Source organism: Cognatazoarcus halotolerans (genome assembly GCF_009800965.1).
GTDB classification, from domain to species: domain Bacteria; phylum Pseudomonadota; class Gammaproteobacteria; order Burkholderiales; family Rhodocyclaceae; genus Cognatazoarcus; species Cognatazoarcus halotolerans.
In genome coordinates this window covers 45,151-66,949 of the sequence record NZ_WUAF01000008.1, presented here as the reverse complement: position 1 = coordinate 66,949, position 21,799 = coordinate 45,151, and the positions used below count along the sequence as shown (strand labels likewise).

Below are 21,799 nucleotides of genomic sequence, written 5' to 3'. Positions count from 1 at the left end.
CTCGTCGCTACAGTTTGCGGTCGATCGGCAGGCCCGCGCGCCCACCGGCAACCCGGGCTGCCCTGACCGCCGCGACGGACAGCTCGCTGCGTTCATCGACCGGCGTGCGGGCACCTGCGCGCAGGCGGAATCGGCCCCCCTGCCTCACGACACGCCCTTACCGTGCATCGTCATCAAGGTCTGCTGCATCGAGGCGCAATGCACCCACCGGTCACCCTGCGCCACATGGACCTCGGCGCGCGAAACGACGAGGTTCCTGCCGGCGCGAACCACGTCACCCTCGGCACGCAGCATCTCGCCATCGGCAGGCGCCATGAGGTTGAGCTTGTATTCCACGGTGAGCACGCCCGCGTCGTGGGGCATCAGCGAATAGGCCGCGAATCCGCCCGCGTTGTCCGCAAGCGTACCGATGATGCCACCGTGAAAGAACCCGTTCTGCTGGGCCAGCTCGTTACGGAACGGCAGCCGTATTTCGCAGCGCCCCGGGGTTACGGCCACGAGCTCGGCACCGATGAAGGCCATCAACGGCTGCATGCGAAAGCTCTCGCGGACCCGCTGTTCGAACAGCGGATCCCGCGCCTCGAAGCGGGTTGTCATCGACTGCATCTCCTCTGCCAGGAGCCGGTCAAGCGCCGGCCTTGAATTTACGTTGACGTAAACGTAAAGTAATCGCAAAAAAAATCAAGCGCTGCTTTGCATGCGCTTGTCGAGTTCGGCCCTCGCCGCGGCAGCACTTTCCGCGTCATCGCCGAGCAGTCCGGTGCACTGGCGCTCGAGCATGTCGATTTCGGCAAGCACGGCAACAATGTCTTCGCGCTGTTGTTCGAGGGCTGTCCGGCGCGCGGCGAGCACCTTGAGCAGGCGCTGCAGTTGGGGAGTGGAGTTATGCACACCGTCGTACATGTCGATCAGCTCGCGGATCTCGGCCAGCGAAAGGCCGAGCCGCCGCCCGCGCAGGGTCAGCTTGAGCCGGGTCCGGTCGGCACGGCTATAGACCCGCGCACGGCCGGCACGGGCCGGTTGCAGCAGGCCCTGGTCCTCGTAGAAGCGGATTGCCCGCGGGGTGATCGCGAATTCGCGGGCGAGTTCTGTAATCGTGTACGTCTGTTCGATATTCACGGGGAGGTACGGGCTCCGGAAACCAGGAGAAATCCGCGCGACGGGCCGACGCGCAGAGGCGCGCGCGCCTTGCGGCAACGCGCCCGATTATAGATTTAGCGTCCGGCACCATAAAGCCCCTATCAGAGAGAGAGACCACAGAATGACGAATCAACACCCGCTCGACTATCCGTTCCCCGAACTGCCGCCGGCAGGCGAAAGCCTCGCCGTCGCCGATGGCGTGCATTGGCTGCGCATGCCGCTTCCGTTCGCACTCGACCACATCAATCTGTGGCTGCTCGAGGACGGGACGAAGCTCGTGCCGGTCGACACCGGCATCGGCCAGGAGCAGATCAAGACCTACTGGGAGTCGGTACTCGCCGCGCACGATGGACGCACCATCGAACGCATCCTGATAACCCACTGCCACCCCGACCACCTCGGCCTCGCCACATGGCTAAGCGCCCGATGCGGCGCTGATCTGTGGATGACCCAGGGAGAATTCCTGGGCGGACAAGCGATCTGGCACCAACTCGCGGGGCACGGCATTTCCGACATGCTGGCGCAGTTCCGCCGCCACGGCCTCGACGAGCCGCGCTGCGAGGCACTCGCCAGCCGCGGGAACGCCTACCGCAAGGGGGTACCCGAGATGCCGGAGCGCTACCATCGCCTCGTCGATGGCGACGAGATCCGGATCAATGGCCGCAACTGGCGGGTCATGGTCGGCCTGGGTCATTCGCCCGAGCACGCCTCGTTCTACTGCGAAGCGCTCGGCGTACTCATTTCGGGGGATATGCTGCTGCCGCGGATTTCGACAAACGTCAGCGTCTATGCGGCCGCGCCGGACGATGATCCGCTCGGACGCTTCCTCGATTCGCTGCAGTGCAACAAAGTCTTGCCCGATGACACGCTCGTGCTACCATCACACGGCAAACCTTTCCGGGGTATCGCTGCACGCGTCGCGCAACTCGTGGATCACCATGCCGCAAGATGCCAGGAGCTTCTCGACGCATGTGTCGAGCCACGCAGTGCCAACGAGTTGTTGACGACGCTGTTTCCGCGCGCGCTTGATACCCATCAGGTGATGTTTGCAATGGGGGAGGCCATCGCCCACCTGAATCATCTCGTGCACAAAGGGAGCCTGCGCGAGATTGATGACGGCGATGGACGTGTCCGATACCTTACGAGCGCTTGATGCAGGAGAAGATGAGCATGGCAGCACCCAACGCCACAGAGACAAAGGAATTGCCCGATCCGACCGAAGTCGCAAAGACTTACGCCGAAGTTGCCCAGCGGGCTTCGAAGCTGATCAGCGAACATGTCCAGCGGCAGGTCAAGCGCGGCGTCACCGCCCCCCAGGACGAGTTGGGCATCGCCCAGGCCTTCATGGACATGATGGCCAAGCTGCTTTCCAATCCCTACAAGCTGGCCCAGTCCCAGATGAACCTGGTGTGGGACTACTTCTCGCTGTGGCAGCACTCGATGCTGCGCTTCATGGGCATGCACGGCGCGCCAGTCGCCTCGCCCGAAAAAGGCGACAAGCGCTTCAAGGACGAAGAATGGCAGGAGCACTTCCTCTTCGACTTCATCAAGCAGTCCTACCTGATCACCGCTCGTCACGTGCATGACACCGTCTGCTGCGTCGAAGGCCTCGACGAACAGAGCCAGAAGAAGGTGAGCTTCTACACCCGCCAATACATCGACGCGCTGTCGCCGTCGAACTTCGCCATGACCAACCCGGAAGTGTTCCGCGAGACGGTCAAGAACCACGGCCAGAACCTGGTCAAGGGCCTCAACAACCTGTTGCGCGACATCGAGGAAGGCGGCGGCAACGTGCGCGTCAAGATGACCGACACCAGCGCTTTCGAACTCGGAAAGAACGTCGCCACCACGCCGGGCAAGGTGGTGTTCGAGACCGAGATGATGCAACTCCTGCAGTACACGCCGTCCACCGACAAGGTACTCAAGAAGCCGCTGCTGATCGTTCCGCCCTGGATCAACAAGTTCTACATCCTCGATCTGCGCGAAAAGAACTCCTACATCAAGTGGGCGGTTGACCAGGGCCACACCGTATTCGTGATTTCCTGGGTCAACCCGGACGAAAAGCAGGCCGAGAAGAGCTTCGACGCCTATGTCCAGGACGGCGTGGTCGCCGCGCTCGACGCAATCGAAAAGCAGACTGGCGAGAAGGAAGTCAACGCCGCGGGCTACTGCCTGGGTGGCACCCTGCTCGCCACCACCTGCGCGTACCTCGCTGCCAAGCGCCAGAAGCGGATCGCCTCGGCGACCTTCTTCACCACCATGACCGACTTCTCCGAACCGGGCGAACTGGGCGTATTCATCGACGAGGGCCAGGTTGCAAGCCTCGAGAAGAAAATGTTCGAGCGCGGCTATCTTGAAGGTTCGGAGATGGCCGGCACCTTCAACATGCTGCGCGCCAACGATCTCATCTGGTCCTTCGTGGTGAACAACTACCTGATGGGCAAGGACCCCTTCCCGTTCGACCTGCTCTACTGGAACTCCGACTCCACGCGCATGCCGGCCAAGATGCACAGCTTCTACCTGCGCAACATGTACATGGAGAACAAGCTGGCCGAACCCGGTGGCATCGAGATCGACGGCACGCCGATCGATCTGGGCAAGATCAAGATCCCGTGCTACTTCATCTCGGCGATCGAAGACCACATCGCTCCGTGGAAGAGCACCTACATCGGTTCCCGCAACTTCGGTGGTCCGGTGCGCTTCGTGCTCGGCGGCTCCGGCCACATCGCCGGCATCGTCAACCCGCCGGCCGCGAACAAGTACGGCTACTGGATCAACGCCAGCGGCAAGCTGCCGGAGAACGTGGACGCCTGGTTCGAAGGTGCTGAGCAGCATCCGGGATCGTGGTGGACCGACTGGCAGAGCTGGGTCGCCGGCCACGACGCCGAAACGGTCGCCGCACGTGACCCTGCCAAGGGCAAGCTCAAGGTCCTCGAAGACGCACCGGGTTCCTTCGTCAAGATGCGTATCGACAGCAAGAAGGCCGCCTGAGCGCGGCGACGCGGAACATCAAGGGGGCGCAAGCCCCCTTTTTTCGTCCACTGCGTCATTCACCACCATGATCCAGCCACAGGCACCCGCCTCCATGGAAGCAAACGATATCGGCGTCCAGACAACGCTGGTGCTGGACACGAACACGGTTCTCGCGCTGTGGATGTTCCGCGACCCGGTGCTGGAACCGATGCGCGAGCGCCTTTCCCGCGGGCCCTGCAGACTGTTTTCGCGCGAGGATGCGCTCGAGGAACTGCGACGGGTGCTGGCCTACCGTCAGTTCGCACAGTCGCCGGAGGCGCAACAGGCCCTGCTCGACGCATATCGGCAGCGACTCGCTCATTGCTTCCCTCCCGGCACGCCGGACGAGCAGCTCCCATCCTGCCGTGACCGCGACGACCAGAAGTTCCTCGAGATCGCGCTGGCATCCGGTGTCTGTGCGCTGATCACCCGCGACCGCGACCTGCTGCGACTCAGGCGTCATCGCCTCATCCGCGACCGCTTTGCCATCCTCCGGCCGGAGGACTGGCAACAACGATACGGAATATGACGGAAGCCACAACATTTGACGTGGGAAATCCTTTTACTTTCATCCGAATCGGCTACTTTTGGAGAATGAGCCCCGCAACCGGGGTTACCCCGATATTCTCGAAAGGAGCGCGTCAATGAACACCGAAAGCATTGCCAATATGTGGCAATTGGTACTGCAGAACATCATCCCCTTCGCATGGACGGTGGTCGGCGCAATCGCACTGTGGATCATCGGCGGATGGGTCATCAACGCCCTCAAGCGGTTCGCCCGCGGCGCGATGAGTTCGCGCAAACTCGACGCGACCCTGATCGAATACCTCGAATCGGCACTCGGCGTGATGCTGCGCATCCTGCTGGTCATCGCGGTGCTCAGCCTGTTCGGTGTCGAAACCGCCTCCTTCGCGGCGATTCTCGCAGCTGCCGGCATCGCGATCGGCATGGCCTGGTCGGGGCTGCTGGCCAACTTCGCGGCCGGCGTATTCCTGATCCTGCTGCGCCCCATCCGCGTCGGCGACTTCATCGAGGCCGGAGGCGTGATGGGAACGGTGCGCGAGATCGGCATGTTCGCGACGGTCATCGACACCATGGACAATGTCCGTACCGTGGTCGGCAACAACAAGATCTTCGCCGACAACATCACCAACTTCACCACCAATCCCTACCGGCGCGTGGATCTGGCCTGTCAGCTCGGCCATGGCGTCGACCCCCAGGCTGCCCAGGCCCTGCTCAAGAGCCGTCTGGCGCAGATTCCCAACGTCATGACCGAACCGGCGCCGGACGTCGAGATCCTCGAGTTCAACCTGGCCGGCACCAAGCTTGCCGTGCGGCCGTATTGCCACAACAACGACTACTGGCAGGTGTATTTCGACACGAACAAGGCCATCGCCGAAGTAGGCGCGACCAACGGCTGGCCGGTACCGGCGCCGCACCAGGTGTTCCTGCAACCCCGCTGAACGAGCGCGGCGGCCCGTTTGCCGCCGCTATTGCGCCGCGCCCTCCGCCAGGGCGCGGCGCAACCTCGCCAGGTAGCGCAAACCCTCGATTGCCCGGCTCCCGTACCACGACACCATCTCTCCATCGATCAGATGGACCGGCAAGCCGCAACGGGAGGCCACCTCGTCGAGATGCTGTTCCCGAAACCGGTAGGGTTCGCTGGACAGGAACACCCGTTCGACCCCGCCAAGCCACCCCTCCCCCCAGTCGAACGAAGGGTAACGCCCGGACGACGGCGGAGCGGCACACTGCCAACCGACACAGTCCAGCATTGCGGCGATATAGGTTTCATCCGAGACGGTCATCCACGGTTGCCGCCAGATGAGATACAGGACTTTCTCGGCGGGCAGGCTCGCCCGGCAGGCGTGCGCCTCGGCCAGTGCCGCCTCGAGCCCTTCCACCATCCGCCCGGCCTCGTCGCCACGTCCGAAAATGCTTCCGAACAGGCGATAGACACTGACGTTGTCCTCTGGTGAACAGGGGTGGGTCACGATGACCGAGGGGACGAAGGCGGCAAGCGCTTCGACCGTCTCCCGCCGGTTCTCGTCGATATTCACCACGAGATGGGTAGGTGCAAGCTCACGGACTCGCTCGACATGCACGTCCTTGGTGCCGCCGACCTTCGGAATCCGCCGCACGGTCTGGCGCGGGTGGATGCAGAAACCGGTGCGCCCGACGAGCGAATCGGCCAACCCCAGATCGCAGATCATTTCGGTGAGAGACGGAACCAGGCTGACGATGCGCGGCTGCTCGCCCGCGAGCGTATGCACGTTCCCGCACGCGTCGGTTCTAAGGTCGGAGTCCTGGGAAAATCGGGAGGAAGACATTCGGCTTGGTCGTAGATGGTTGATCGGATCGTTTGCCGGGCCGGAACGACATCCGGACATCTGCGGACGCACCGGGCGTCAACGCCGCGTCATCGCGTCCGCCGCATACCGGCCTCAGCGCGCGCCAAGTGCGAGCGCCCCGGGCGCCGCCCGTCGGTCGACCTCCCGGGCACAACCGGCGGCGGCCTCGCCGAGACAGTCGGCCAGACGGTCAACCAGCAGCGAGCGAACGACACCGGCACCGCACATCATGTCCAGCGAAAATTCGATCTGTGGCGTCAGGCGCAGCAATGCAATGCGCCGCGGGTCGAGTCCGACCGCAGTATAGGCGTCGAGAAAGGCATAGCCCAACCCCTTCTCGACCAGCGAACCGGCCAGCGCATAGGTCTGCACCCGCAGGGATGTCTGCGCCTCCCACTTGGCCTGATCCAGTGCTGCGGCCAGCCGTTCGCCCAGTGGCGTGGCCTCCGCCAGCCCGACGAACGGCCGCCCGACAAGCCAGGCCCGGTCGTCGAGGCGCATCACGCCCTCGGTCCAGGCCCTCGGTGCCGCCAGCACCATTTCGCTGCGAGCCAGTGTTGTCACCGTCACCGTCACCCGTTCGGCGGGCTCGATCGCAAAACCCGCATCGATTTCGAAGGCAGCCAGATCCTGTTCGATCTGGGCCGTGTGACTCGCCCACAGATCGCAGGCAACGCCCGGGCAAGCCTCCCGCATGGCCTGCAGCGCAGCAGGCAAAAGATGGCTCGCCAGCGACGGCGTGGCGGCAACGCGCAACAAACCGGACGTGCCACGCCGCAGATTGGAGGCAAGTGCATCGATCCGTTCGATCTCGCCGAATGCACGCTGCACCTGCACGAACAACGCTTCCGCCTCGGGCGTCGGCTTGAGTCGCCCGCCAGTGCGATCGAACAGCGGGAAGCCAAGAGTCAGCTCGGCGTGCTGCAGGACCCGTGAAACGACCGGCTGGGAAACACTGAGGAGACGAGCCGCAGCACTTGCCGAGCCGGTCAGCATGACCGCCCGGAACACCTCGATCTGTCGCAAACGCATCGCCGCTCCATGCTGTCATGACATATACGGTTCAATGATCCGCATCATTCGCCATGTGATCAAGCACTAGGATTGCACTGCGGCCTGACGAGATCGGCTCAGGCATACGGAGTGAATCACATGGAAATCACCGTCATCGGCGCTGGCATCGTCGGCCTCACCACAGCGTGGTATCTGCAGCGCGACGGCCATCAAGTTACCGTCATCGACCGTCGGACAGCCGTAGGTCAGGGTGCCAGCATGGCCAACGGCGGCCAGCTGAGCTACCGCTATGTCGCTCCGCTGGCCGACCCCGACATTCTTGCCAAGATTCCCGGATGGATGTTGCGGCGCGACGCACCGGTACGATTCCGACCACGCTTCGACCCTGCACAGTGGCAGTGGATCATGCGATTTCTGCAGGCCTGCAACGGGAACGACAAGATGCGCTCGGTCGCGGCCTTGCTGCCGCTCTCGCTCTACAGCCAGCGCCTGATCCACGATCTGGTGAATCACGATGGATTCGAATTCGACTACCGGCAGAACGGCAAACTCATCCTCCATCGCGATCGCAAGAGCTTCGAAGCTGCACGCCGGCTGCTCGAAGCACGCCCCGAGCTATCCGGCCAGCAGCTGTCTATCGGGCGGGACGCCTGCCTTGCGCTCGAACCCTCGCTGAGTGGTATTGCGGACAGCATTGCGGGCGGTATCCATACCGCAAGCGAGGAAACCGGCGACTGTTACAAGCTGTGCCAGGCACTCGAAGCGCGGCTGCGCACGGGCCCCATGCCGGTATGCTTCCGGCTGGGCGAAGAAGTGAGCGGCTTCGAGGTGAACGATGGGATCCTTGGCGCAGTCATGACACGGTCGGGTCGCATCCGCGGCGACGCCTGCGTCCTCGCGGGCGGCGCCGAGGTCGCCAGGCTGCTGGTACCGCTGGGTATTCGGGTTCCGGTCTATCCGCTCAAGGGCTACAGCATCAGCCTGAGCATCGACAATCCGGACAATGTGCCGGAAGCGAGCGTCACCGATTACCAGCGCAAGATCGTCTACGCCAGACTCGGCAATCGGCTTCGCATCGCAGGGATGGCCGATATCGTCGGTTTCGATGATGGTATCCCGGCAGACCGGGTGGCGGGCCTGTTGCGCGAAACCAGTGAAACCTTTGGCGAGGGCGTCGATCTGTCAACCGTAGAGCCCTGGGCCGGGTTACGCCCCGCAACCCCGACAGGCAGGCCCGTCGTGGACCGCAGCCCGATTCCCAATCTGTGGTTGAACGTTGGCCACGGCGCACTCGGTTTCACGCTCGCGGCCGGCTGTGCGGGACTCATCGCGGACAAGATCGGGGGGCGGCAATGCGCCGTCCCGGCAGCGGATTTCGAGCTTGCCCGCAGCACTCCGAGTGGCTGGGGTGTTTTTCGCGGGCGCCGGGCCGCCTGCCCGGCACCCGGGCTTTCCACAACTGACAGCGCTGCCTAACGGGCGCAAAGTCGGAAGGGCTGCGGCCAATCGACCGGCGCAGGCATGACCGGAAACTGATTTTCAACGCGGGGGAAGACCCTCCAGGAGGAAACGGCATGAAGAAACTGACCGCAATCGCAGCAGCACTGAGTCTTGGCGCTTCGTTGCTGAGTGTCCCGGCGCAGGCCGAGACCAAGTTCGTGACGATCGGCACCGGCGGTGTCACCGGCGTGTATTACGCTGCCGGCGGCGCGATCTGCCGCCTCATGAACAAGGACCGCGCCAAGCACGGTATCCGCTGCTCGGTCGAATCGACCGGTGGCTCGGTCTACAACATCAACACCATCAAGGCCGGCGAGCTCGACTTCGGCGTGGCCCAGTCCGACGCCCAGTTCAACGCGGTCAAGGGCGTTGGCCAGTTCAAGGACGCCGGTCCGATGAGCGAGCTGCGCGCGGTCTTCTCGATCCACCCTGAGCCGCTCATGGTGCTGGCCCGCAAGGAAGCCGGTGTCACCAAGATCGAAGACTTCAAGGGCAAGCGCTTCAACGTCGGCAACCCCGGCTCGGGTACCCGCGCCACCATGGACGGGCTGATGGCGGCACTGGGCATGAAGATGTCCGACTTCTCGCTGGCCTCCGAGCTCAAGGCCGACGAGCACGGCGCGGCGCTGTGCGACAACAAGATCGACGGCTTCGCCTACGTGGTCGGCAACCCCTCGGCCAACATCCAGGATCCGACCACCACCTGCGGCGCCAAGCTGGTGAACGTGACCGGTCCGGCGGTCGACAAGCTGGTCAAGGAGTATCCGTACTACGCGGTGGCCACCGTGCCCGGCGGCACCTACGCCAACAACCCGGACCCGATCAAGACCTATGGCGTGGTGGCCAGCTTCGTGACCTCGAGCAAGGTCTCCAACGACGTGGTCTATACCCTCGTCAAGGCGGTCTTCGACAACTTCGACGACTTCAAGAAGCTGCACCCGGCCTTTGCTAACCTCGAGCCCAAGGACATGATCAAGAACGGGCTGTCCGCTCCGCTGCATGACGGCGCGGTCAAGTACTACAAGGAAAAGGGCTGGATGTAAGCGCCCCTGCCCACCGGCAGCCATCAGGGAGCCGCGCTGGCGGCTCCTTTTTCGTATACGGCGGAAAGCCGTATCAGATGATCGACGGCCCGGCCACGATGCGCGCCGCATCTTCCTCGCGCAGCGGCAACGCGGAGCAGGCGATCACGTGTCCGGCCAGCCATCGCGAAAGGGCAGCCTCGCCCTCGCCGAAAAGTTCGACGAAGCGGCATCCGGCAAGCCCGGCGCCCGCCCGCGCCAGATAATTGACCACCTGCGCCCTGCCACTCACGATCGACGTATCGCCCTCGTGTTCGATCACGAACTCGAACGGCTGATCGCTGCCCGGCGGCGTCGACGCGGAAACGGCAAACCCTTCCAGCGAAAGATCCTGCAGCTCGAGCCGCTGCCCGCCCCACACCAGCCAGAACCTCGGTTGACCTGCCTGCACGGTAACGATTCGCTGCCGGGTCCGGCGTTCATGTGGGGCATTCATGGAACTCGTCCTGTATGGGATGTTATTGCCAACATCGGCTTGCTCGCACGGAACTTGAGACGAGCGAGTCGGGCGGCGCGGCTCAGCGCGCACCCGGCTGGTCTCCCGAGATGACCGCCCCCGGGCGATTCGCAAGAATCACCCCGCACACCACCATCAAGCCGCCGATGAGACTGGCCGGTACCGGCCGCTCACCAAGCAGGAGCACCGAAAGGATCACGGCGAAGACCGGAACGAGGTTGGTGAACAGGGTGGCGCTGGCCGGCCCGACCGCGGCGACACCTTGGTTGTACCAGAAGAAGGCCAGCGCGGTTCCGAACACGCCGAGGTAGGCCATCGCGAGCCAGGAAAGCGCATCGGGCATCACGACCGTCCCCTGCGAAAGCTCCCAGGCGGCGGGGCCAGCCAGCATCAAGGTGCCCCACAGCGTGGACCACGTCGTCGCGGAAACGGCATTCATGCCTTGCAATGCGTAGCGACCGATCACCGTGTAGGCGACCCAGGAAACCACTGCAATAAAGATATAGAGCTCGCCAAGACCGGCCGCCTGCGCAAGCGCGGCGCCGAATTCTCCGCGGGTGATCACCAGCGTGACCCCCACCAGCGATATCAATACCCCGCCGACACGTAGCCAGGTCCACCGCTCGTGCGCCAGAAAACGCATGACGAACATCGTCATGACCGGCGACAGCGCCACGATAAGCGCCGCACGCGACGCCGGAATATAGGCCAGGCCGGCAAGGAAGAACGTGTTGTAGGCGAACACCCCGGTGGCGCCGAGCAGGATCGTCGCCACCAGATTACGGCGATCCAGTGGCTGCAGCCCGTCTCCGAAAACGAGTGCGAACGCGAAGAGCGGTATCAAGGCGGAGACGAAGCGCCCGGTTGCGGCCAGAAAATGGGGCATGTGCTGGGCGAGATGCCGGCCGGCGATGAACGCACCACCCCAGAAGGCCGTGGTGACGACAAGTTTTAGGTAGACCGGAAAAAGTCGCTGGCTGCGCTGCATTTACTCGCTCGAAAACTCGGAACCAACTCGTCTATCGTGGCGAGTTGCCTTTGGCAGCATAGCGCGCACGGCGGGTTCGGGGACGCTTTCCGGGTCTGTCACGACGGGCCCCGGCTTTACAGGGGCAAGCCCCTCGGCTTGCGTCCGGCACGCGAGAAGAGGCGATCGAACACGGGACGCGGAATGGCCGCCAGCAGCCGCGCGACCACCGCCATCTGCCAGGGCACCACACCGAATCGGCGACCGGCCTCGATCATCCCGAGCATGCGCCGGGCGGCCGCATCCGGCGCCATCAGGAATGGCATCGGATAGTCATTCACGTCGGTCATCGGCGTGCGGATATAGCCAGGCGCGATGGTCACGACCCGCACACCCGAACCATGCAACTCGACGCGGAGGCTTTCGAGGTAGCTGATCACGCCGGCCTTGGAGGCGCTGTAGGCACCCGCTCCGGGCAGGCCCCTGATCCCGGCAACCGAGGCAATGCCGACGAGGCGCCCACTTCCGCGCCGTCGCATCGGCTCCACGAAGGGCTGGAATGTCGCGACCATGCCAAGCAGATTGGTCCTCAGCACCTGTTCGAAATCCGCCAGGTCGGATTCATATTCGGTCAGGGTACCAACCGACACCCCTGCACTCGCGATCACCACGTCGGGAACGCCGAAACGGGAGACAAAGCGCCGCGTCGCATCGGCAATCTGCGCCTGCACGCTCACATCTGCAAGCAGCGTCAGATGCTCCCCGGGAAGGCTTTCGGCGAGTCTCGCAAGTGCAGCTTCGTTGCGTCCGAGAAGCCCCAGGCGGGCCCCCCGCTCAGCATAGGCGCGGGCAAGTGCCGCGCCGATTCCGCTCGACGCACCGGTGATGAAAACGACGGGGGCGGGATTCACACGGATGGCTCAACCATGACCCGCAGGATGCGCCCCCTCGGCGATCTACTTTCCGCGTGCGGCCCGGGCACGCTGTATCAACTGGTCGGCCACCTTGAGCGCATTCTCATGGGTTCCCGCCATCGAACCGGCAGTAAGGTACTTACCGTCGATTGCAAGCGTGGGCACCCCTTGGATCTTGTAGGCTCTGGCCACCTGATCGGCCCGCTGGACCATCGACTGCACACCGAAGGACTTGTAGGCCTCCATGAAGCGCTTCTGATCGACGCCCTGCTTGCCGATCCAGTCACGAACCCCCTCTTCGGTGTTGAGGGGCACCTTGTCGGTCTGCAGGGCGCCGAACACCTTGCCATGCAGCGCGTGCAACTGACCGGTCACCTCGAGCGTGTAGTAGAAACGGGCGAGTTCCTTGAGCTGAGGATTGCCCCAGATCGCCGGGACGCGCTTGAAATCGACATCCTTGGGAAGCGCGGCAACCCACTTCTCGAGCAAGGGATCGAAATCGCGGCAGTGAGGGCAGCCGTAGTGGAAGAACTCGATCACCTCGATCTTGCCTGTATCCGCAGTCGGTTGCGGCGGGTTCACTTCCACGAACGGCTGCTGGGCTCCGACCTTTCCGGCCACGGCAGCGATGCCGGCCAGCACCGCCATCTGCTTGAGGACACTACGACGATCCATTACTCACTCCTGTATGGCGGAACATCGAAACGGTTCCGCGAACGCATGGGATCGAGGCTCGAGGCCGGGAGTTCCCCGGCACATTCGAAGCCCGTAACTGCAACAGTAAAACGCCCCGGTCGATGCAAGGTTGACCGTCGAGGCCGACGTTCGCCGGATCAGGGCTTTGCCGGCACCCTGACGATGCTGGTATCGATGCCGGCCGCAGCCATCTCGGCGCGCTTGCGCTCGAGCGAGGACTGCGACGAGAACGGACCGACGCGCACCCGATGAACCGTTCCCCGATTGCTCGTCTGGGCGCGTTGCACGCTTGCCTCGATCCCCATCAGCGCCAGCTGGGCCTTGACGTTGTCGGCTTCGGACGGATCTTCGAACGCACCGGCCTGCAGGTACAGCCGTTCGCCGCCGTCCGGCCCCGAGGCATCCTGTTTCGACGTGGAAGGCACCGGTGCCGCGGCACCCTCGCCCTGCGGCAGGATCTTGTAGAAATCGAATTGCGGTTTTTCCACCGGCCGCCCGCCCGGCTTGCCCGGCAGGACGATCGGTGCGGTCTGCGTCGCCTCTCCCTGGCCCTGGGGCTGAGCCGGGACCGGACTCTCGGCGCGACGCGGCGGCTCCTGGAACGGAGAGGATCGGGTGAAATACCAGGCCGCCCCGACCGCGCACAGCGCGCCGATCAACAAACCGATGAAGATGCCGACGAGAATGCCGCCCTTGCTGCGCGAGGGCTTTTTCGCCGTCCGGGCGCGGGGCTTGTGATCACGACTCATTGCTTGGGCATTCCATCCGTTACATCGCTTCGGGCGCGGAAACCCCGAGCAGGCGCAGTCCATTGGAAATTGTCTGGCGGACCGCAGCAGCCAGCGCCACACGCGCGAGCTTCAGCCCCTCGTCCTCCACCAGCATGCGATCCGCGTTGTACCAGCTGTGGAAATCGCCAGCCAGATCCTTCAGGTAGAAGGCGACCTGATGCGGCGCATAGTCCTCCGCAGCGTTCAGGATCACTTCCGGGAAGCTCGCCAGGCGCGCGCACAGGCCGAGCTCCCGCTCGCCGTCGAGCCGCGACAGGTCGGCCGCGGCAAGCTCCGCCACTTCGCCATCCCATTGCCGAAGCACGCTGACGATCCGCGCGTGGGCGTACTGGATGTAGTACACCGGATTCTCGTTGGTCTGGCTCTTGGCAAGATCGAGATCGAAGTCGAGGTGCTGATCCGCCTTGCGCAGCACGTAGAAGAAGCGGCACGCATCGTTGCCAACTTCGCTGCGCAGCTCGCGCAGGGTCACGAACTCTCCCGAGCGGGTGGACATCGAGGCCTTCTGGCCATTGCGGTAGAGCACCGCGAACTGCACCAGCGCCACCTCGAGCTTCTCCGGCGGCAGTCCAAGCGCTGCGAGCGCGCCCTTCACCCGCGGGATGTAGCCGTGGTGATCCGCGCCCCAGATATCGATGATGCGGTCAAAGCCGCGCTCGTATTTGTTGAGGTGGTAGGCGATATCGGAAGCGAAATAGGTGTAGAGACCGTTCTCACGCTGGACCACGCGATCCTTCTCGTCGCCGAAGGCGCTCGAGCGGAACCACTTGGCGCCGTCCTGCAGGTAGATGTGGCCGCGTGCCTCGAGCTCGCTCACGGCGCGCTCGACGAGTCCGGTGTCGAACAGGCTGCGCTCCGAGAACCACTTGTCGAAACGAACGCCGAATTCCTCGAGATCACTGCGCCCGTCGCCGAGTTGCTCGGTCAGCGCAAAGCCGTGCACCCAGTGCCAGTCCTCGCCGAGCAAGCGCTTGGCGTTACCGATCAGTGCATCGAGATGGCCTTCCTTGTCGGCATCGACCGGGGGTGCGTCGGCCAGCACCTCGGCGGCCGTCACCCTCGCAAAACGGTCCTGGTGGCCATTGCGGATTTCCTCCGCCATCCCGACCACGTAATCGCCCTGGTAGGCATTGGGCGGGAACGGCACCACGATGCCGAACAGGGCAAGGTAACGCAGCCAGGTCGACAGGCCGAGGATGTCCATCTGCCGGCCGGCATCGTTCACGTAGTATTCGCGGCTCACCTCGAAACCGGCGAAGTCGAGGACGTCCGAAAGCGAGGCACCATAGGCTGCGCCACGTCCGTGCCCGACATGCAGCGGACCGGTCGGGTTGGCCGAAACGAATTCGACCTGCACCTTGACACCACGCGGCGCGGCACGTCCGAAATTCCCGCCTTCGGAGAGGACGCGCGAGACGATCCCGGTCTTGGCATCACTCGCCAGCGTGAAGTTGATGAAGCCGGCGCCGGCCACTTCGGCCTTGACCACCAGCGGGGAGCGGGGCAGCTCCGCCAGCAGCAACGCGGCAAGATCGCGCGGATTGCGCTTGAGCGGCTTGGCCAGCTGCAGAGCCAGGTTGGAAGCGAAGTCGCCGTGGCTCGCCTGCTTGGGTCTGTCGAGCACGATCGGGGTATCGATCAGCTCGGGAGCAACACTGCCGAGCGCCTGGCGCAGCAGGTCGGCAAGTCGGGATTTTGGATCGGCGCTCATGGCACTCGTGCAAATGCGAAACCCGCAATTATACAGAACGGGCCCGCATTATCCCGGACGCCCGACACGGCGATCTGCATGTTTTACATGAAAAGAACAGCGCCTTCGCTGCGAAAGACGCACTGCACCACGATGCGGCGCTTCCGGAGGAGGTCGGAAGCCACATCGCGGTGCAGCGCAAAGCACGAATACGCGGGACCACAGACACTTGCCCCTTAGCGCTCACCATCGTCCGGTTTCGCTGGCGCGCCCTTGGTAGCCCGCTTGGGCTTGGCACGCGCCTTCGGCTTGCTCGGGGCCGCGCGGACGCTGCCCCCACCATCCGAGGGCGACCCGCCCGGCGCGGCGGCAACACTGCCCGCAATCCGCGAGCCGTTGTTGGGATCGAGCCCGTTCGCGAGATCGCGCAATACCTTTTCGAGTTCGGCATCGCCGGCAGCGCCACGCACCCGCACCAGATCGGCCAGCGTCCGCAGGTGGGACACCACCGAATTGAACTGACGTGCACTCGATGAAACGCCCTCACCGGCCTCGCGGTAGGTACGGGCCACCTCGTCCGCGGCTTGTCCAAGCGTTCCGTCGAGGAGGCGGACTGCCAGCAAGGCATCGGCCGGCCCGATCGCGTCGAAGAAATCGCCCGTTACGGCGAAACGCTGACGCGCGAGCTTCTGGCAACGCTCGGCCAGACCGATATCGTTCGCGACATCGGCGCTACCGGTCAGCCCGGCAAACTGCAATCCGTTGATTACCGTGTAGGGGCTGAAATCATCGCTCTCGGGTGACATGTCCCCGGCCAGGGAAACATTTCTGGCCCGCTCCAGTTCAGCCTGCACTGCCGGCCAGTCCTTGCCCGGTATGGCCGTCCGCGCCAGCAGCACCGCCAGTCGCTTGTATGCCCCCGCGAGCAATGCCCGCCGTTCGTTGTTGGCGTATTTCAGCGCTGCCTCCAGGCTTGCCGTGGGTCCGGTAAAGCAGGTCAGCGCCTCGAGCCGGCCTATTGCGCCGCGGATCAGGGTTTCGCCTTCATGCGGATCATCGCAATCCGCACCGCGGCGGGCCTCCAGATTGGCAAGCTGTTCGATGGCCTTGACCGGGACCCTGCCGGCCGGGTCGTTGGCGACGATCGCCCGCTGGTACGCGGCACACGCTTCGTCGGCCCCGGCTGGGAAGAACTCCGCGAACAGGGCGCCCAGCGCAGCCTGCACTTCGGCCCCGTCGCGCCAGCGTGCGGGGACTGTTTCGAGCAGCGCCGTGACCGCGCTGCGCGCGGCCTTCAGGTCTCGGCCCTTGTCATGCTGCGCATCGATCCGCATATGCCCTAACGCGGCAATCAGCTCTGCCGGAGAAACCGGCGCGACCCCGGTGCCGCCGCCGCTGCCGCTGCCCGGCTCGAGGCGATAGTGCGGATCGCCATAGGCCTGGTAGGCCCCCCAGGTGTTGCATTGCGGCCAGCGTTCCCAGGTCGTCTTGCGGGCTGTATGGACCGCCTCGCCAAAGGGCGTGTTCTTGCTGACGAATTCGCTGAAGAAAGTCTCGGCGAAGCATTTCGCTGCGTCGTCGTTGACCTGCCATCCGGCTGCGATCACGCAGCGGACACCCATCTCGATGAGCTCGCGCGACAGGCTGTAGGCAAGGCGATTGGGGTCCTTCAGCGGTGAATTGATCTCCCCCAGGTGGCAGCAATTCAGAAACACCAGCTCTGGCACCACCTCCATCTGGGAAACTTCGGCTGCAGTGAGAAGCATCCCGTCCGACAGCACAACACCGGTACGCGCCCTGCCATCGGCAGCCATCAGTTCGAAGACCCCGTGTGCCGCGATCACCAGCACCCGGTAAGGCTGCCTGAACAGTCGCGCGAACACGTCGAGCGCGGCCCCATCGTCGCTGTAGGTCACCTCGTAGTGCAAGGCTTCGAGCAGACCGCGAACCGCCCGCCCCTCCGCTTCGGCACCGGTCAGCGGCGGCAGGCGATCCTTGGCCGGATCTCCGATGTCCTTTTCGGCCACGCCGAGCAGCCGGCTGCGATAGCCGGTGGTATCCGGGTTGGCGATGACACAGGCGGTACGCCGGGTGGTGGTGCGCGGCATCGTCCGATAGCGGGTCGAGGCGAACTGGCGTACCACCGCGGTCTTGAGCACCATCGGCAGATCTTCCGCCTGCAGCATCTCCCAGGGAAGATTGGCGGTGTAGCCATCGACCACCAGCACCATCTGCTCGGTTTCGCGTGCGGCGGCCTTGAAGTCGAGCGGCACCATCAGCTGGAACAGGGTTCGCGACAGATCGGGGTCGTACGTATCCCGGCCGATCGCGTTCTTGACGAGCGCCTCGACCAGGCCCGGCTGCCGTTGCTGAACCACGCTTTCGGCACGCGCCCGCTCGGAAAGGAAAACGTAGCGGATCTTCTCGGCAATCGCCGGCGGAGCCGGTCGGCGCGACATGGCAGCCGAGCCCTGACCATTGTCTCCGGTCTGCGCATCGTCATCGCACTCGTTGTCCTTGCGGGCATCATCCGTCACCATCAGGCGCGGCCAGTAGCCGAACGGCGCAAACACCGAAAGGCGCGCACGCGCGCTCTCGTGCTCGAGAAGTTCCGCCTGCGGTTCGAGATGCGCTTCGAGCCGCCGCAGGTCGCCCGCCATGCGCGTGGGCAGCTCCTGGATCGCGTGGGCTGCGGTGATAGCGGTGTCGGTAAAGAGTTCAACGAACTCCAGCCGGCCCACCCGCAGCCTGGCCTTGGGCATCGCCTCGTTGAACTGGCGGTTGCCTTCGAGCACGCCGCGCACGATCGCGGCAATCGAATCGATGACGCTGATGTGGGTCGTCGAGTTGTAGCCGATCAACAGGCTGGCCAGCGTGAGTTCCTGCACGTCGCCAGCCACCGAGCGCTCGCCGCCCTCGCGATCGAGCGTGTGCAGCAGCAGGCGCAGTACGCCGGAGCGAACCGTTTCGGACACATCGCTGGCCGACAGATTGCCGTATTCACCGAGCCCGACGATCACCGCGCCCTGGCCGGTGCCGCGCTTGCGGACTTCGTCGTTGCGCGCCTGCAGCACCACCGCCGAGGTGCCGATCTCGCCGGCATAGACACCGAGCCGCTCGCGCTGGGCGAGCGCCCCCGCGACCAGGCAGGTGTCGATGCGCCGCTCGGCGCCAGCGATCGCATCGCCGATGTAATGACCGCAGAGGATCGGGTACTGCACGAAGCGCAGGTCCATGGCGCGCACCGCCACGCTGAACTTGTGGCTCGCCGCCTCTGCCACCCGACGCCTTGGCCTGCTGCCGACCAGGCCGCGGGCGAGCTCTTCTTCGCCGGGCAGGCTCGGCGGGGCGGCATCATAGGTCCACGTCGCGGCATCCCCCCGGGATACCGGCAAGCGGCCGAGGCGCAAGGTTTCGCCACGCTCGACCAACTCCATGATGGCCGGAAAATAGTCGTCGGTCGCGGTCAGTGCGCCGTGCTCCACCGGCATGTACCAGCAGCGCTCGGCAGGCAGGTTGTCGAGTTTTCCGGCCGCCCAGCTGACCGTGCCGTCGCCTTCCGAGGTGCCGACCATCTTGAGCCACTTGTTCGCACCCTCGCCCTCGATCCGTACGCCGCAGGGTGTGCTCTTGCCCTGACCGAATACGTAGGCGACCCGGTCCGGGTGGGGGATCGTGCTGTCGGTCAGCACCTTGTCCCAGAGTTCACGGGCGCGCTTGAAGGTGCCGTCCGAAACCTTGCCGACCACACCGTCCCCGATCCAGCGATCGCGGTTGAGCTTGCGCATCTCGTCTAGGGTGCCGGTGCTGTAGTAATCTGCCCACGGCGTGCCGCCATCGGCAAAACCAGGCCGCGGCAGCAGCTGCACGCCACCGTAGAAACCGGCGACGATGTCGAGCACCTCCTGCATGTCGTGCTTCATGTCGATGAGTTCGAGCTTGCGCATGCTGTCCGATTTGGCCAGCAGGGTCTCGACCATCGCGTGCGAACCGCGGTTGGGGGTACCGAGCATCACCAGGCGCCCGCCCGGTCGCGCTACCACGTCATCCCAGAGATCCGCATGCTGCGCGATCATCGCCCGGCTCACCAGCCCGCCCATGCTGTGGGCCAGTATTCGCACCGGCTGATCGGGGTGCGTCTTCAGCGCATCGCTCAGCACCCCGGCGAGGCTTTCGGCGAGCGCCTGGATCGGCTGGCGCCAGTCGTAGGGAAAGCGGATGACCAGCTGGGTGCGCTCGAGGTATTCGGCCAGGTCCTCGTAGAACATGCCGAACAGCGATTCGGCCTGCACCGCCGGACGGTCGATGCGGATCTTGTCGAGACCGCCCCAGTTGAGATCGAAGAAATCGAACCACACCCGATCGCCGTCACCCGGCTTGCCGCCCTTGCGCACCTCGAGATGCGAACCCATGATGCCGGGCAGGTAGATCGTCACCGGCCGGGTGTTGGGCGCAGGCGCAGCACCGCGACTGTCGGAACGCGAGCGCACCTCGGCAAAGGACGCCACGCGCGCCTGCTCGAGCGGGCTGAAGGCGGTCAGGCCTTCCGGCTTGTCGGCAACGAGCCAGTCCTTCATCGCCGAGCGGGTGCGCCGGCGGGCAAAATAGCTGAAGTGGTTGACCGCCTCGCCCTGATCGAACAGATAGCGCGTTTCGTTGCGCGAGGCGAGCCCGCCGTACATCGAATCGGTATCGACCACCAGGTCGTTGTCGGCACGATCGAAGAACATCCAGTCGGTGAACATCACGCCGAGCTGCTTGAGCACACCGCCGCCCTCGATGTCGCCAGCAATCACCGACATGGCGAGGCCCTGCCTGCGCGGTGAGCGCGCCAGCAGCGCGGTCAGCGGCGAATCGGTAAGCATCGCCTCGATACCCGGCACCAGTCGCGCATCGACGCGCTTGTCGGCAATCTCCAGCACCACCCGCCGGAACACCGACATCACCGCACCACCGGCCGGACCGGTCACCGCGCCGACCATGCGGCTGGCCAGCGAGAGCAGCCCGGACAGAAACACATCAAGATTGTCCGACAGCAGCGTGGTACCGCGAGCCGGCGCCGCGACCCGCACGTAGCGCTCGATCTGCAGGCCCTTCTTGTCGAGCAGACTGCGCAGCTCGCGCAGCTTGGCCTGCTCGTCGGCGGCGACCTTTTCGCGCAGCAGGTTCTGCTCCGCCGTCTCTTTCTGGTTGACTGGCGCATCGCGGCGGTAGGCCGCGATCGATTCATCGCTGAGCGCCCCGATGCACACCAGATCCCCGACCAGGCCACCGCGCGAATGGCTGACCAGCGACACCCGCGAACCGGCAGGCAAGACCCTTACCAGCTCGAGCGCGTTGTCGATCGGGCTCTCGGAAAAAGTGCGGTGCTCGAGACCGAACACCCGGTCACCGAAGCGCCGCGCAATCGGCTCCCAGTCGGCTTCCGCATCCGGCGCATGCAAGTCCTTGAAGCCGCCCATGGTGTGCGATGCAGTGCCGTGGATGAAGACCAGCATCGGCCCCTCGGCAGCGGCCTTCTCGAGCCGCGGATCGCCCGCGACGCAGCGGTCGGAAGCAGACAGCGTATCGCCGCGCCACTGGTAAAGCCCGGGCTCGCCGGCCAGTTGCGACTCGATCGCCCACATCAGCGCCTTGGCGCCCAGCCACGAGGCATTCGGCGCCACCAGCGAGGCGGCCTTGTCGCCGAGCCAGTCCTCGACCCATTCGCGCGCCTTCTCGGTGGCCAGGTCGGTGATCGAGTCGCGGTCCAGCCGCAGCACCGAGAGTTTCGACCAGACCCAGTCGAGTGCCCCGCGGGACGCCGCGCCGCGATCGCGCAGCAGGCCGATGTCGATCGCGCCCGCGGCCGCCTCGTCGGGATACAGGCGGGCCAGTTCCTCGGCCAGGCGGTCGGCGCGGATGAATACCGTGGTGCCGTCGGCCGCCTCGAGCGCGAGCAGGCGCGCGCCGTCGACGTCCTTCTTGAGCTCATCGGCATCGCCGCGCCCCGGCGCCGCGAGCTCGACGACGGATTCAACGGTCAGCGCCGCATCGAGCAGCCGGTCCCCCGCGATGTCGCCGCGGGTCGTGCTCTGCAATACACGCGGCACGGTCGCGGGCGCGGCTGCGCCTCGACGCGCGGGCAGCGTCAGTGTCAGACCGCCTGAAGCCTTGGCCATGGAAATCCTCCCTCTGGTGCTTTT

17 protein-coding genes are annotated in these 21,799 nt (G+C 64.8%); 6 read left to right on the top strand and 11 right to left on the bottom strand.

The genetic code is table 11. The features are described 5' to 3' along the window. Positions 1-144: 144 nt before the first annotated feature. Positions 145-597 (bottom strand): PaaI family thioesterase, encoded by a 453-nt coding sequence (locus tag GQB03_RS11905; protein ID WP_327516811.1) that lies wholly within the window; start codon positions 595-597, stop codon positions 145-147. Between the two features lie 84 nt (positions 598-681). Then, on the bottom strand, positions 682-1,119 hold the full coding sequence (locus GQB03_RS11900) for a MerR family transcriptional regulator (RefSeq protein ID WP_159689347.1): 438 nt from the start codon (positions 1,117-1,119) through the stop codon (positions 682-684). 142 nt (positions 1,120-1,261) lie between these two features. Between GQB03_RS11900 and GQB03_RS11895 the strand changes: the two genes are divergently transcribed. From GQB03_RS11895 to GQB03_RS11880, 4 genes are all read left to right on the top strand, one after another. Then, positions 1,262-2,293: an MBL fold metallo-hydrolase gene (locus tag GQB03_RS11895; RefSeq protein WP_159689345.1), complete on the top strand. Its 1,032-nt coding sequence runs from the start codon at positions 1,262-1,264 to the stop codon at positions 2,291-2,293. A 17-nt stretch (positions 2,294-2,310) separates the two neighbouring features. Next, positions 2,311-4,131, top strand: a complete 1,821-nt coding sequence (locus GQB03_RS11890; protein ID WP_159689342.1) for a PHA/PHB synthase family protein — start codon at positions 2,311-2,313, stop codon at positions 4,129-4,131. A gap of 94 nt (positions 4,132-4,225) precedes the next feature. Next, complete coding sequence (locus GQB03_RS11885) at positions 4,226-4,681, top strand: putative toxin-antitoxin system toxin component, PIN family (protein ID WP_159689339.1); 456 nt, start codon at positions 4,226-4,228, stop codon at positions 4,679-4,681. Between the two features lie 115 nt (positions 4,682-4,796). Beyond that, positions 4,797-5,615: a mechanosensitive ion channel family protein gene (locus GQB03_RS11880; protein WP_159689336.1), complete on the top strand. Its 819-nt coding sequence runs from the start codon at positions 4,797-4,799 to the stop codon at positions 5,613-5,615. Between the two features lie 27 nt (positions 5,616-5,642). Here the strand turns inward: GQB03_RS11880 and GQB03_RS11875 are convergent, their stop codons facing one another. Continuing rightward, on the bottom strand, positions 5,643-6,482 hold the full coding sequence (locus GQB03_RS11875; protein ID WP_159689333.1) for a helical backbone metal receptor: 840 nt from the start codon (positions 6,480-6,482) through the stop codon (positions 5,643-5,645). A 114-nt stretch (positions 6,483-6,596) separates the two neighbouring features. After that, the gene (locus tag GQB03_RS11870) at positions 6,597-7,535 is read right to left on the bottom strand and encodes a LysR family transcriptional regulator (RefSeq protein WP_159689330.1); all 939 of its coding nucleotides are present in this window, start codon (positions 7,533-7,535) and stop codon (positions 6,597-6,599) included. 111 nt (positions 7,536-7,646) lie between these two features. Here GQB03_RS11870 and GQB03_RS11865 point away from each other — a divergent pair, with 111 nt between their 5' ends. Together GQB03_RS11865 and GQB03_RS11860 are read left to right on the top strand one after the other, a co-directional pair. Continuing rightward, positions 7,647-8,993 (top strand): D-amino acid dehydrogenase, encoded by a 1,347-nt coding sequence (locus GQB03_RS11865; RefSeq protein ID WP_268817542.1) that lies wholly within the window; start codon positions 7,647-7,649, stop codon positions 8,991-8,993. Positions 8,994-9,091: 98 nt separating this feature from the next. Next, positions 9,092-10,060, top strand: coding sequence for a TAXI family TRAP transporter solute-binding subunit (locus GQB03_RS11860; protein WP_159689324.1), 969 nt, complete (start codon positions 9,092-9,094; stop codon positions 10,058-10,060). Between the two features lie 73 nt (positions 10,061-10,133). Here the strand turns inward: GQB03_RS11860 and GQB03_RS11855 are convergent, their stop codons facing one another. The 7 genes from GQB03_RS11855 to GQB03_RS11825 all read right to left on the bottom strand — a co-directional run bounded on the left by GQB03_RS11855 (position 10,134) and on the right by GQB03_RS11825 (position 21,775). Beyond that, on the bottom strand, positions 10,134-10,535 hold the full coding sequence (locus GQB03_RS11855) for a PilZ domain-containing protein (protein ID WP_159689321.1): 402 nt from the start codon (positions 10,533-10,535) through the stop codon (positions 10,134-10,136). An 82-nt stretch (positions 10,536-10,617) separates the two neighbouring features. Continuing rightward, positions 10,618-11,544 (bottom strand): DMT family transporter, encoded by a 927-nt coding sequence (locus GQB03_RS11850; RefSeq protein WP_159689318.1) that lies wholly within the window; start codon positions 11,542-11,544, stop codon positions 10,618-10,620. A gap of 116 nt (positions 11,545-11,660) precedes the next feature. Then, positions 11,661-12,434: an SDR family oxidoreductase gene (locus GQB03_RS11845; protein ID WP_235027039.1), complete on the bottom strand. Its 774-nt coding sequence runs from the start codon at positions 12,432-12,434 to the stop codon at positions 11,661-11,663. A 45-nt stretch (positions 12,435-12,479) separates the two neighbouring features. Continuing rightward, complete coding sequence (locus tag GQB03_RS11840; protein ID WP_159689315.1) at positions 12,480-13,112, bottom strand: thiol:disulfide interchange protein DsbA/DsbL; 633 nt, start codon at positions 13,110-13,112, stop codon at positions 12,480-12,482. 158 nt (positions 13,113-13,270) lie between these two features. Beyond that, positions 13,271-13,882 (bottom strand): SPOR domain-containing protein, encoded by a 612-nt coding sequence (locus GQB03_RS11835; RefSeq protein ID WP_159689312.1) that lies wholly within the window; start codon positions 13,880-13,882, stop codon positions 13,271-13,273. Between the two features lie 19 nt (positions 13,883-13,901). Further along, positions 13,902-15,635 carry an arginine--tRNA ligase gene (gene argS, locus GQB03_RS11830; protein WP_159689309.1) on the bottom strand — a complete coding sequence of 578 codons (1,734 nt, stop codon included), beginning with the start codon at positions 15,633-15,635 and terminating at the stop codon, positions 13,902-13,904. Between the two features lie 215 nt (positions 15,636-15,850). Further along, positions 15,851-21,775: a CHAT domain-containing protein gene (locus tag GQB03_RS11825; RefSeq protein ID WP_159689306.1), complete on the bottom strand. Its 5,925-nt coding sequence runs from the start codon at positions 21,773-21,775 to the stop codon at positions 15,851-15,853. Positions 21,776-21,799 lie beyond the last annotated feature (24 nt).